We start from the raw sequence: 12359 nt of genomic DNA, 5'->3' as shown, positions 1-12359 counted from the left end.
GGGGGGTCTGCCGGAGAACAGCTGAGATTGAGGGGAATTCATGTCGATCACGGTCTACACCAAGCCTTCCTGCGTGCAGTGCAACGCCACCTATCGCGCGCTCGATGCGAAGGGCATCGAGTACGAGATCCACGACCTCTCCGAGGACGCCACGGCGCTCGAGCAGGTCAAGGCGCTCGGCTACATGCAGGCACCGGTCGTCGTCACCGACGAGGACCACTGGTCGGGCTTCCGTCCCGACAAGATCGACGAGCTCGCCGCCCGTCTGGCGTGAGTGTGGCCGGCCATGAGCGCAGTCGCGACCGCAGCGCCGCTCCTGGTCTACTTCTCGAGCGTCTCGGGTAACACCGCTCGCTTCATCGAGAAGCTCGGGCTTCCTGCCCGCCGCATCCCTCTGCACCGAAACGACGAGCAGATCGTCGTCGACGAGCCGTACGTGCTCGTCACCCCCACCTACGGGGGCGGTCAGGGGCGCGGCGAGGAGCAGGGCGCCGTTCCCAAGCAGGTGATCCGGTTCCTCAACGATGAGCACAACCGCAGCCTGATCCGCGGAGTGATCTCCGCGGGGAACACCAACTTCGGCGAGTCGTTCTGCCTCGCCGGAGAGATCGTGAGCCGCAAGTGTCATGTGCCGCACTTGTACCGGCTGGAGGTATTCGGCACGCCGGATGATGTCGATCGCGTGAGCGACGGATTGGAACGATGGTGGACAGCGCACTCGAAGAGCAGTCAGTGACGGAGCAGGTGGAGTTCAAGGTCAACCCCGCATACGAGGGGCTCGACTATCACGCGCTGAACGCGATGCTGAACCTGTACGACGCGAACGGCAAGATCCAGTTCGACGCCGACAAGCGCGCCGCTCGGGAGTACTTCCTGCAGCATGTGAACCAGAACACCGTGTTCTTCCACTCGCTCAAGGAGCGCCTGGACTACCTGGTGGAGAAGGAGTACTACGAGGCCGCGGTCATCGACCAGTACTCGTTCGAGTTCATCCAGAAGCTCAACGACTTCGCCTACTCGAAGAAGTTCCGCTTCGAGACCTTCCTCGGCGCGTTCAAGTACTACACCAGCTACACGCTGAAGACCTTCGACGGCAAGCGCTACCTGGAGCGCTTCGAGGACCGCGTCGTGATGACCGCCCTTGCGCTCGCCGAGGGCGACGAGCAGGTCGCGATCGACCTGGTCGACGAGATCATCTCCGGCCGCTTCCAGCCGGCCACCCCCACGTTCCTCAACGCAGGAAAGGCGCAGCGCGGCGAGCTCGTCAGCTGCTTCCTGCTGCGCATCGAGGACAACATGGAGTCCATCGCCCGCGGCATCAACTCCTCGCTGCAGCTGTCCAAGCGCGGCGGCGGCGTGGCACTGCTGCTGTCGAACATCCGCGAGTCGGGTGCCCCGATCAAGCAGATCGAGAACCAGTCCTCCGGCATCATCCCGGTCATGAAGCTCCTCGAAGACAGCTTCAGCTACGCCAACCAGCTCGGCGCGCGTCAGGGCGCCGGCGCGGTGTACCTCTCGGCGCACCACCCGGACATCATGCGGTTCCTCGACACCAAGCGCGAGAACGCCGACGAGAAGATCCGCATCAAGACGCTGTCGCTGGGCGTGGTCGTCCCCGACATCACCTTCGAGCTCGCCAAGAAGGGCGAGGACATGTACCTGTTCTCGCCGTACGACGTCGAGAAGGTCTACGGCGTGCCCTTCGGCGACATCTCGGTCACCGAGAAGTACTACGAGATGGTCGACGACGCGCGCATCAAGAAGACCAAGATCAACGCGCGCGAGTTCTTCCAGACCATCGCCGAGATCCAGTTCGAGTCGGGCTACCCGTACATCATGTTCGAGGACACGGTGAACAAGGCGAACCCGATCAAGGGCCGCATCAACATGTCCAACCTGTGCAGCGAGATCCTGCAGGTGAACACCCCGACCACGTACAGCACCGACCTGTCGTACGACCAGATCGGCAAGGACATCTCCTGCAACCTCGGTTCGATGAACATCGCGCTGGCGATGGACGCCGATGACCTGGGCAAGACCGTGGAGACCGCCATCCGCGCTCTCACCGCGGTGAGCACGCAGAGCCACATCAGCTCGGTGCGCTCGATCGAGGATGGCAACGACCGGTCGCACGCGATCGGCCTGGGCCAGATGAACCTGCACGGCTACCTGGCGCGCGAGCACGTGTTCTACGGGTCGGAAGAGGGCATCGACTTCACGAACATCTACTTCTACACGGTGCTGTTCCACGCGCTCCGCGCATCGAACCGTCTGGCGATCGAGCGCGGCGAGGCCTTCGACGGCTTCGCGGACTCGACGTACGCGTCGGGAGCGTTCTTCGACAAGTACATCGAGCGCGCCTGGCAGCCCGAGACCGAGAAGGTCAAGGAGCTGTTCGCGGGCAAGTTCGTCCCGACCCAGCAGGACTGGGTGGAGCTGCGCGACAGCATCCAGGAGCACGGCATCTACAACCAGAACCTGCAGGCTGTGCCGCCGACGGGCTCGATCTCCTACATCAACAACTCGACCTCATCGATCCACCCGATCGCCTCGAAGATCGAGATCCGCAAGGAGGGCAAGCTCGGTCGCGTGTACTACCCGGCGCCGTTCATGACGAACGACAACCTGGAGTACTACCAGGACGCGTACGAGATCGGCTACGAGAAGGTCATCGACACGTACGCCGCCGCCACCCAGCACGTGGACCAGGGCCTGTCGCTGACGCTGTTCTTCAAGGACACCGCCACCACGCGCGACATCAACAAGGCGCAGATCTACGCATGGCGCAAGGGCATCAAGACGATCTACTACATCCGCCTGCGTCAGATGGCCCTCGAGGGGACCGACATGACCGAGTGCGTCAGCTGCATGCTGTGATCGCTCTCTGATCAGAATTTCTCCGAGAACAGGACTACAGGAAATGACTCCCTCTCCGAAGCTTCAGCTGGTCAGCCACGTCGATGCGATCAACTGGAACCGCATCGAGGACGACAAGGACCTCGAGGTCTGGAACCGTCTCACCGGCAACTTCTGGCTGCCCGAGAAGGTGCCGCTGTCGAACGACGTGCAGTCGTGGAACACGCTCACCGCCGACGAGCAGCTGCTCACGATGCGCGTGTTCACCGGCCTCACACTGCTCGACACGATTCAGGGCACGGTCGGCGCGGTCTCGCTGATCCCCGACGCGATCACCCCGCACGAGGAGGCCGTGTACACCAACATCGCCTTCATGGAGTCGGTGCACGCCAAGAGCTACTCCTCGATCTTCTCGACGCTCGCGTCGACGAAGGAGATCGATGAGGCCTTCCGCTGGTCGACCGAGAACCAGAACCTGCAGAAGAAGGCGCAGATCATCATGGAGTACTACCGTGGTGACGACCCGCTCAAGCGGAAGGTGGCCTCCACGCTGCTGGAGTCGTTCCTGTTCTACTCGGGCTTCTACCTGCCGATCTACTGGTCGTCCAAGGCGAAGCTGACGAACACGGCCGACCTGATCCGCCTGATCATCCGCGACGAGGCCGTGCACGGCTACTACATCGGCTACAAGTACCAGCGCGGCCTCGAGACCGAGACGCCGGAGCGTCGCGACGAGCTGAAGGACTACACCTTCTCGCTGCTGTACGAGCTCTACGACAACGAGGTGCAGTACACGCAGGACCTCTACGACGGCGTCGGCCTGACCGAGGACGTCAAGAAGTTCCTGCACTACAACGCCAACAAGGCCCTGATGAACCTGGGCTACGAGGCGATGTTCCCCTCCACCGTCACCAACGTGAACCCGGCGATCCTGTCGGCCCTGTCGCCGAACGCCGACGAGAACCACGACTTCTTCTCGGGGTCGGGCTCGTCGTACGTGATCGGCAAGGCCGAGGCCACCGAGGACGACGACTGGGACTTCTGATCATCCCAGGTCAGAAACACAATCTCTGACGACGAGTGCGCCCCCGGCGTCCGCTCATCACGAGCGCTCGCCGGGGATGCAGTCGGAGCGGTGGAACGTCGCGGCGCTCGATGACCTCGAGGCCGAGGGTGACGGCAGGCCGCCAGACATCCATCACGGCTCGTCCCACATCGGCTCGCGCATCTGCGAGCGGATCTCCGCATCGTCGATCGCGCCATCATCGACGGCGCGACGGGCGGGGGTGCCCCACAGCCGCGGCGCGGTCTGAGGTGCCTCGAACCATTCGGTAGGCAGCTCATGCGCCTTCGTCGCATGCAACACCGCCTGAGCGGCGATCGCGCTGCCCGTGATCGTGACCCAGGCGGCCGCCGTCATGCCCTGCGCTGCGAGGTGGTGCACGGTCGGTAGGAAGTGCTGACTCGAGGCTGGCGTCATTTGGCCGACGCGCTCGCCGTCGAGGCGCACCTCGATGAGCTCCTTCGGCGTCTTTGCCATGCCACCGTGTATGACGTGCAGGGTGCCGATCACGAGGGAGTCGCCCTCGGTGGCGTACTCGGCGAGGACGTGCTGGTGGTGCTCCTCGCCAGTGACCTGCAGCGCGGAGGCCCAGGGGAGGATGCTGTAGGCCTCGTGTGGCGGGTCGTTGCGCGGGGTCATCAGATGCGTGTAAGTGAGCGCGAGGCGGACGTTCGCATGCTGCTTCGCCGGGCCGTCATAGCCGCGGCGTGCGACGGCCCAGATGCGGGCGCCGACAGCGGGAGCATAGCCGGCGTCGATGATGCGGCGGATGATCGGCTGGGTGATTGCGGCGACTTCCTTCTCCAGGTAGCCCACGTGGTATCCGCTGATGACGACCTTGACGGCGTTGCGGTCGAATGCGTTTTGCGGTTCGGGGACTAGCAGTGCGACGAGGTTCTCGTTGACGAGCTCCTGGTCGATGCGGGGTGCGCGGCCGAGCACGCGGTGGATCGCATCGATGCGGGCGAACTCGCCGGCGACTTCCGTGGTCGGGTAGCCGCTGCTGTCAGGGAGTCGGAACCGGGGGTACTGGGTGATGATCCGCGCTTCGCGGTCCTGGGCTTCCCGTGCTTCGCGTTCGGCCGCCGCGCGAGCTTCCTGCTCGGCGCGGAGGCGGGCTTCCTGTCGTTCGAGTGCTGCTCGCGCCGCGGCCTCCTGCTCGGTTCGCTTCTGCTGCTCGGCGAGCACCCGTGCGGCTTCCGCTTGCTTCGCGGCGAGCTCGCGGACCCGGCGCTCGTGAACCTCCTGCAGGCGCTTGGCTTCGCGCTCCGCTTCCTTCTGTGCACGGGCGTCTGCCTTCGCCTGTTGCCGCATCTCGCGCCGGGTCAGCGGCGCTGCTGCTGGTACGAGCAGATCGATTGACTGGTTGCCGTTGTCGGCGACGGTATCTGTCCACCGGGCGCCGTCCCAGTAGCGGTACTGGTGTCGGCCCGTAGGGTCGGCATACCAATTGGCGGGGGCCTCTTTGCTCATCGTGTTCGTCTCCCTCAGACGATCTTATTGGGGTCGCACCGCGCGTCGTCTCAGATCCGCGGCGACGTGTAGTCAGGCGTTATCGAAGCCTGAGTCGGGGACGCCGTAGTCCTCGTCGACGGTCGTGTTCGCGACCACGTCGTAGCTCGAGCGACGTGGTGCGTTCGTGGTTGGCGCTCGTGACGGAGGCGATTCAAGTCCGTCGAACGGACGTCGTGGGTGGCAATGAAGGCCCGTCAGCCCGACGCACCGCGACGGCCGTCGATGAAACTCGCCGAGGCCGACGTGGCCACCATCGAGCAGCACGGGTCGCGTTCATCGCGGCATTGGTGAGCGGCGCTGTCGGGCTCGCGGCCGCCGCGTTCTCGATGATGGTGATTGAGCACCTCAGGCGGAGCGTCGTTGCGCAGTCTGCTCCGTCATTCGCTCACTGCGCCCCGTAGTCCGGGATCTGCTGCAGCGTCCAGGTGTTGCCGTCGGGGTCGGCGAAGGTGACGAATCGGCCCCACGGCTGCTCGTCCACGCCGGAGGCCTCGACACCGAGTCCGCGCAGGTGCGACAGAGCCTCGTCGGCATCCGGCACGACGACCTGGATCGAGTTCTGCTGACCGGGCTCGAGCCCGCTGCCCATGCCGGTGCCGAAGGCGATGGAGCAGGCCGATCCGGGAGGGGTCATCTGCACGAAGCGCAGCTCGTCGGAGACCTGGTGGTCGTGATCGGGGTTGAAGCCGATCATCGTGTAGAACTCCTTCGCGCGGTCGACGTCCGTCACCGGCACGTGGATGAGTTCGATCTTCCAGTCCATGTCCTGCGCCTTTCTCGAGGGAGACGCGAGAGGCTCGCGCACATCTGCGACGGTACGCCCGGCCACCGACATCCGGGGGAGGACCTCGCGCTCGCGGATGTCGGAGGCCCGTGAGAGCGTGGCCGCGTGGACACGATACGACTGCGACTGTGGACGGCGGATGACATCGACCTGCTCCGCGCGGCGAACACCCCGGAGATGACGGCGCACTTGAACGGCCCGGAGACCGAGGAGCAGATCATCGACCGCAACGAGCGGTATCTGCGACTCGGAGCGGCCGGCGAGGCGCGGAACTTCGTGATCGTGGATGCCCAGGACGTCCCGCTCGGATCCATCGCGTACTGGCGGGCCGACTGGCGGGGCGAGCCCGTGCTGGAGGCGGGCTGGTTCGTGCTCCCTGAGGCGCAGGGACGCGGGGTGGCGGCGCGGGCGCTCGCACTGGTCATCGACGATGCGAGGGAGCATCGCGGTGAGCGCCACCTGCTCACGGCGTTCCCCGCCGCGGACAACGCCGCCTCCAACGGCGTCTGCCGGCGCGGAGGCTTCACGCAGACCGGAACCTTCACCGAGGAGTTCCGCGGGGCGGACCTCACCATGAACGAATGGGCGCTCGCGCTCGACGGGTCGGGAGCCGACACGTTCCCCACGGCGCCGCGCTGAGGCGGGGCCTTCGTCGTGTCCGCCGAGGCTTCTCACACGTCCGCGCGGGGGCCCGCGCGATGCATCGCCGCGAAGAGCAGATGCACGGGGAGCACGTTCGCCTGCTCGGTGAGGTCGACGCCGAGCGCGGCGGCGCGCTGAAGCCTGGTCTGCACGGTGTTGCGGTGCAGACCGAGACGCGCGGCGGCGGTCGATATCGACCCGTTCGCCGACAGGTAGCCGAGCACTGCCTCAATGAGGCGGGGAGCCGAGGGATCGGCGACGAGCTGCGGGAACAGCGCCTCGACGAGTTGATCGGCGAGATCCGCCGGCACGACACGTTCAAGCAGGTGCAGCGGCGCGTGGTCGAACTCCACGAAGGCGTCGGAGCTGGGCGCCTCGGGTGTCGCCCCCGCGGCATCCGCGAGACGCGCGGCGAGCCAGGCCTCGCGGACCGCGTGCTTAGCGCTCCCTGCGGAACGGTGGACTCTTGAGCAGCCTCCGGTGATCGGGACGCCCGCGGCGCGCACGAACCCGCTTCTCACCCGTGCCAGCGTCTCCGCCCGCTGCTCGGTGGTATCGCCGACGGGAAGAAAGCCGATCCAGCCGCCTTCGAATCGGGCGAGCGGCGCCTCGGGAAAGGCGAGGTGCCAGAGCTGGTGCACGAGGGCGCCCAGGCGATCCGGCGCCTCGGCGAGCAGGCACACTGCCAGGAAGGCGCCGTCGAGCGGCAGCCGCGCGCGCTGTTCGTCCTGCGGCTCCGACGGCTCCATGAACGTGGCGATCGGTGCGAACCCGGTCAGCGCCGTGATCGAGATGGCGGGGAGCGAAGTCCGGGTGGCGTTCAGGCGCTGCTCGAGAAGCAGAGCCCTGAGCGATGGTGCGGCCCCGGCAAGCAGCTGCTCGCCGAAGACCACCGCATGTGTGGGAACCCTGGCGAGCACCAGGTCCTGTTCCTCGGCCCGAGGCGCGAGCCTGGCCCGGACGACCGACATGGCTCGAGGGTCGGGATCGCCCTCGCGGGGCATCGGAGACGCGAACGTGCGAGCCCCGGAGGACTCGATCCACACCTGCGCTCCGCTGAGCTCGTCCGACAGCATGTCGACGGCCTGCGCGGGCCCGGAGACGGTCGCCAGCCGATCGACGACGGCGCGCACGCGGACCATCGCCTCGGCACGCGCGGCGCCGATCCGGATCGCCGCATCGATCGCGAGGCGGGTCATATCGCGTCGGGTGGTGAGCAGCGAGACCTCCAGGCGCTTCGCGAGCTCGATGACCGACGCGGTGAACGGCTGCTCCGGGACGATGAGCGCGCACGCACGCCGTTCCCACGCGTAGCGCAGCGCCGCCGAGATCATCCAGCCCCCTCGCGCGCCACCCGGAGCGAGGAGCACGACGGTGTCGGGGCCGACCGAACTGATGTCCTCGAAGTCGGCGACGAGGGCGAGATCACGCACGGGGCTGCGGCCCGAGACGAGGTGCAGCACCGAGAGGCCGGCGAGATCGCGCGTGTCGATGAGGTCGCGCAGCTCGACGGCTCCCGCGGAGGATCGGTTCATCTCGGGGCCCTTCCGCGGTCGGGGAGCAGGGAGTGCAGCGTCTCCGGGGCCGCCAGACGCCGGCCCTCCGGTGTGTACCACTGGCCGGCGGCAGGGAGGACGACGAGGTCGAGGGTGTTGCCGACCCACAGGTCGTCGAGGCTGGCGACGCGGCCGTCGTCGGGATGCAGCATCGTGATGATGTCCGGGATGACCGCTTCGGGCGTGCCGTCGACCATGAGCAGAAGAAGTTCGTTCTGGATCTCCAGCTGCACGAAGCGACCCTGGGACTCCTCGATGAGCACGACGCTCGACGGGTGGTCCGGTTCGCCCGCCGGAGCGGGTCGCGAGAGCCCGGCGACGTCGGCGACTCTCGCCCGGATGATCCGGCGAACGCCCTCGCTGCGCCGGAGCTGCTGGTGCTTCGCACTCGCGCTCGCATCGGAGTCCAGGATCCTGCCGATGCGCACCATCCGCGACACGCTGCCGAGCACTCCGGTCCTGGCGAGATCCCTCGCCGTCATCGGATAGAGCGCCGTCGCCGACCAGCCGCCGAATTCCTCGGCGAGCGCCCGGACGAGGCGCTCCGCACGCCGGGGCTCGCGCACCCGCAGGAACGCGGACTCGCCGACCGGTCCCGTCGCGGCGAGGGGGCCGGCCGGGAGCCCCGCGAGGGTGAACACGGACTGGAACAGTAGCGGGAACACCCGCCCCATGGGGTCGGCGTCGACCACCGGGCGGTCGAGTTGCATCCCGGTCAGCAGCGGGACCATCGAGTTCACGTTCGCAGCGGCGAGAGGGAACAGTCCCTCGATGCGGCGCCCCAGCTCGCGCTCGAGCAGTTCGACGCTGCTGACGAACTCGTCGCCGGCAGGGCGCAGCTCGGAGAGCGGGAGCCCGTTGTTCACGAACCCGACTGCTGCCACCAGGGCGTCCTCGTCGAATTCCTCGACGCCGAGCAGCTCCGGGGCGGTGTCGCCGCCCTCCATCCGCGCGAGGATCCGATCCTGCTGCTCGTCGCACCATTCGGGATCGGCCGCGCAGGCGAGGAAGAGCGCACCGGTGCGCAGGTGCCTGACATCCTCAGCGCTGAGCCGCATGGCGCGCCCTCCTGCCGGTGAGCAGACCCCCGACGGGATCCCCGGCGACGCCGCGCACGCGGACCGAGACCACCCTGGCGTGCTCGTAGGTCGTGGCCACGAGCTGCGACTCGAGGATGCGCACAGAAGACGGGAGTGCACCGAACGCCGCGAGCCTGGCCCGGACGCGCGCCTCGGCCGCCTGCAGCTCGTGCGCCATCTCCGCGGCGTTCACGGCGCCGACAGTGCCGAGCGCCCAATCGGAGAGCGGAGCGCAGGCGGCTCCCAGCGCGCGAAGATCGTGGTCCGTCTCCACGACCTCACCGCCCTCGAGCCAGCCCGGCAGCGGAGCTCCGGCGACGCGGACGAGGCGGGGGGTCGTGGTCCTCCCGTGCAGGAGGATCTCGGTCGCCGGGACCAGGTGCGCGGCCTGGGTCGACAGGCGGGCTCCCTTCCAGTGCAGGCGCGGGATCACAGCCGGCGCTCCGGCGCGCAGCGTCCCGAGCGCCAGGCCGTCATCCGACGCGAGCACGAGATCGCCGTCGTCCAATCCGCAGAGCGCTGCAGCGCCGAGGAAATCCACCGGTGCGCCCGAGAACGCGGAGTGGATCGGCTCTGCGGGGAGCCTGCTCAACGGCACGCGGCCCCCGTCATTCCTCGTGACCGAGAGGCGCGCGTCGGGGAACCTGCGGCCGGCGACCAGCGCGAGCGCGGTGGCGAGTGCTTCGGCGTCGGGCACGAGGGCATCGTTGAGGATCGCGGTGTGCTCCCGCGTCGCGAAGGAGTTGCTTGCGAAGGCGTGCGAGAACACGACGCTCAGCGGACCGCCAAGCTCGAGAAGGATCTCGCCCGCGGCGAGCTCGTGCGCCGGGTTCACGAGTGCGCCGACGCTCGTGATCACGACGCGGGACCCCGGTGGGATCGCGGCGGCGGATGCGCGGAAGCCGGCCGTGTCGAACGGCGCCAGCTCCTCGCCGAGCGTCGTATGACCACCGCGCACATGGATGATCGGTGCGTCACCGACCCGCGGCTCATCCGCGAGCGCGACGGGCGGCCTCGGCGCGATGCGGACCACGGTGAGGGGTGCGACCTCGGAGAGGTGCAGCGCGTCGCTGACGTCGAAGGCGATCGACGAGACCGTCGGCGCCGACCGCGCGATCCGTCCGAGCAGCCGGTCGATGGACGCCTCGACTCCGTCGGCGCGGACCGGTGTCTCGTCGGCCGTATACGTACCGTCGGGGTGCAGCAGGGCGGCGGTGACGCGCCGCTCGTGCACTCTCACTCCGACACGCATCGTCCGCTCCTTCGCGATCCTCTGTCCGGACGCAACGCTAGAGCCGCCGCGCATCAGCAGTTTCATTCTTTTGCATTTCTTGCGGCATCCGCAATGTGCATTACGCACAGATGGGCGGGATGCGATGCGGATACCTTCATGGAGCAGCGCCGCGTAACCCGACGATGACAGACGCGACGCGGCATCCCAGACGATCGAGACGATGGAGTACGAGACCCGATGATCCGTTCAGTCCTGACCCTGCACACGACGCCGGCGCAGGCGGACTCCGTGCTGGAGCTCTACCGCCGCGAGGCGATCCTGCAGGAGTCACTCGACCTGACCCGCGCCTTCAGCTCGGAGATCGCCACGGCGGTCGACGGATCGGGCGAGATCATCGTGACCGCCGTCTGGCCGGACGAGGCCGCCTACCAGGAGTGGTTGGACCACCCGAACCGCGCGCGCACCGCCCCCGAGCTGTCGGCGCTGCTCGCCGACGCACGGATCGGCGTCGGGCGCCTCTACGAGGTCGACCACCGCGTCTCCAGAACCGAGATCTGAATCCCACCCGAACCCCTCACGAAAGAAGAATGCAATGACGCACCTCCCACGGATCATCGCCGGCGCCGGCGTGCTCGCGCTCGGCGTCTCCCTCGCAGCCTGCAGTTCCGACGGCGGACCCGGCGGAAGCGGCGACGGCGACAGCTTCTCGATCGTCTTCCTCGCCTCCTCGTCGCAGAACGGCTACAACCAGGCCGTGTACGAGGGGGTGCAGAAGAAGGCGAAGGAGCTGCAGAAGGAGCTCGGCATCACGATCACGACCAAGATCCAGGACGGCCAGTTCGACGCCAACACCCAGCTCTCGCAGTTGCAGAACGCAGGGACGACCGGCCAGGCGAGCGGCGTCATCGTCGTGCCCCAGGACGGACCGGGCCTGGCTGCGGCTTTCCCACTGGGCAACGACATCCCCGTGGTGTCGGTGCTGAACCCCATCGGACCGGACATCGACAAGATGGAGCCGCAGACCGAGGGCGTCGTCTCGACCGTGGCCTCGCCGCCGTCGGCCGGAGCGAAGCGCCAGGCGGAGACCGTCGTCGAGTACTGCAAGGACATCGACCCCTGCAAGATCGGCCTGCTGGCAGGACTGCTGAACTCTCCGCTCGACGTCGCACGCATCAAGGCCTGGAAGGACGTCCTCGGCGCGCACAAGAACATCGAGATCGTCGGCACCGTCGAGGGCGCCTATGATCGCGACAAGTCGCTCACCGCGGTGTCGAATCTGCTGCAGGCCAACAAGGACATCAACGGCATCCTCAGCAACGCCGACCAGCAGACGCTGGGAGCGCAGATCGCGCTCGAGAACGCCGGCATCGACCCCTCGTCGATCTTCCTCACCGGCGGAGGCGGAACGACGGAGGCCGTCAAGGCCGTGCGCGAGGGGAAGTGGACGAACGACTACCTGAACTACCCGGTCAGCATGGGTGAGGCCGCACTCGAGCAGCTGATCAACAGGCTGCGCGGCGAGAAGGTGCAGGCCGTCGTCGACGCCGACACGCTCGTCGACCTCCCCCCGATGGCGACCAAGGACGACCTCGAAGCGGCGCCCGACTTCACCGGCGAGTGGAACGGCTGA

General features: G+C 67.4%; 12 protein-coding genes. 7 read left to right on the top strand and 5 right to left on the bottom strand.

The window, feature by feature from the left end; genetic code table 11:
• Positions 1 to 40 precede the first annotated feature (40 nt).
• Genes nrdH through nrdF form a run of 4 tightly spaced genes read left to right on the top strand, consistent with a single transcriptional unit; the run spans position 41 to position 3901 of the window.
• Positions 41 to 274 carry a glutaredoxin-like protein NrdH gene (nrdH, locus tag MIAR_RS12535; RefSeq protein WP_285636399.1) on the top strand — a complete coding sequence of 78 codons (234 nt, stop codon included), beginning with the start codon at positions 41 to 43 and terminating at the stop codon, positions 272 to 274.
• Positions 275 to 286: 12 nt separating this feature from the next.
• On the top strand, positions 287 to 736 hold the full coding sequence (nrdI, locus tag MIAR_RS12530; protein ID WP_285636397.1) for a class Ib ribonucleoside-diphosphate reductase assembly flavoprotein NrdI: 450 nt from the start codon (positions 287 to 289) through the stop codon (positions 734 to 736).
• Positions 703 to 2877: a class 1b ribonucleoside-diphosphate reductase subunit alpha gene (gene nrdE / locus MIAR_RS12525; protein ID WP_285636395.1), complete on the top strand. Its 2175-nt coding sequence runs from the start codon at positions 703 to 705 to the stop codon at positions 2875 to 2877. Before nrdI ends, nrdE begins: the two co-directional genes overlap by 34 nt.
• Positions 2878 to 2920: 43 nt before the next feature.
• Positions 2921 to 3901 (top strand): class 1b ribonucleoside-diphosphate reductase subunit beta, encoded by a 981-nt coding sequence (nrdF, locus tag MIAR_RS12520; RefSeq protein ID WP_285636393.1) that lies wholly within the window; start codon positions 2921 to 2923, stop codon positions 3899 to 3901.
• Between the two features lie 153 nt (positions 3902 to 4054).
• Here nrdF and MIAR_RS12515 read toward each other — a convergent pair whose 3' ends face one another.
• Together MIAR_RS12515 and MIAR_RS12510 are read right to left on the bottom strand one after the other, a co-directional pair.
• The gene (locus MIAR_RS12515; protein WP_285636390.1) at positions 4055 to 5392 is read right to left on the bottom strand and encodes a DUF2510 domain-containing protein; all 1338 of its coding nucleotides are present in this window, start codon (positions 5390 to 5392) and stop codon (positions 4055 to 4057) included.
• A 427-nt stretch (positions 5393 to 5819) separates the two neighbouring features.
• Positions 5820 to 6197: a VOC family protein gene (locus tag MIAR_RS12510; protein ID WP_285636388.1), complete on the bottom strand. Its 378-nt coding sequence runs from the start codon at positions 6195 to 6197 to the stop codon at positions 5820 to 5822.
• Positions 6198 to 6323: 126 nt separating this feature from the next.
• On the opposite strand from MIAR_RS12510, the gene MIAR_RS12505 reads away from it, so the two are divergent.
• The gene (locus tag MIAR_RS12505) at positions 6324 to 6857 is read left to right on the top strand and encodes a GNAT family N-acetyltransferase (RefSeq protein ID WP_285636386.1); all 534 of its coding nucleotides are present in this window, start codon (positions 6324 to 6326) and stop codon (positions 6855 to 6857) included.
• A 32-nt stretch (positions 6858 to 6889) separates the two neighbouring features.
• On the opposite strand, the gene MIAR_RS12500 is transcribed toward MIAR_RS12505, so the two are convergent.
• The 3 genes from MIAR_RS12500 to MIAR_RS12490 are packed head-to-tail and all read right to left on the bottom strand — an operon-like array spanning position 6890 to position 10747.
• Positions 6890 to 8395 carry a helix-turn-helix domain-containing protein gene (locus tag MIAR_RS12500; protein WP_285636384.1) on the bottom strand — a complete coding sequence of 502 codons (1506 nt, stop codon included), beginning with the start codon at positions 8393 to 8395 and terminating at the stop codon, positions 6890 to 6892.
• A complete protein-coding gene (locus MIAR_RS12495; protein WP_285636381.1) occupies positions 8392 to 9474 on the bottom strand; it encodes a DUF917 domain-containing protein in 1083 nt (360 codons plus the stop codon). Before MIAR_RS12495 ends, MIAR_RS12500 begins: the two co-directional genes overlap by 4 nt.
• Complete coding sequence (locus tag MIAR_RS12490) at positions 9458 to 10747, bottom strand: hydantoinase/oxoprolinase family protein (RefSeq protein WP_285636378.1); 1290 nt, start codon at positions 10745 to 10747, stop codon at positions 9458 to 9460. The genes MIAR_RS12495 and MIAR_RS12490 overlap by 17 nt, the downstream gene beginning before the upstream one ends.
• Before the next feature lie 219 nt (positions 10748 to 10966).
• Between MIAR_RS12490 and MIAR_RS12485 the strand changes: the two genes are divergently transcribed.
• Positions 10967 to 11287 carry a putative quinol monooxygenase gene (locus MIAR_RS12485; protein WP_285636375.1) on the top strand — a complete coding sequence of 107 codons (321 nt, stop codon included), beginning with the start codon at positions 10967 to 10969 and terminating at the stop codon, positions 11285 to 11287.
• A 34-nt stretch (positions 11288 to 11321) separates the two neighbouring features.
• Complete coding sequence (locus MIAR_RS12480) at positions 11322 to 12359, top strand: sugar ABC transporter substrate-binding protein (protein ID WP_285636372.1); 1038 nt, start codon at positions 11322 to 11324, stop codon at positions 12357 to 12359.

Origin of the sequence: Microbacterium arabinogalactanolyticum (genome assembly GCF_030268005.1) — a bacterium.
Lineage (GTDB): Bacteria > Actinomycetota > Actinomycetes > Actinomycetales > Microbacteriaceae > Microbacterium > Microbacterium arabinogalactanolyticum.
The sequence above is the reverse complement of the archived record's forward strand: the minus strand, read 5'-3'. Positions and strand labels throughout refer to the sequence as shown.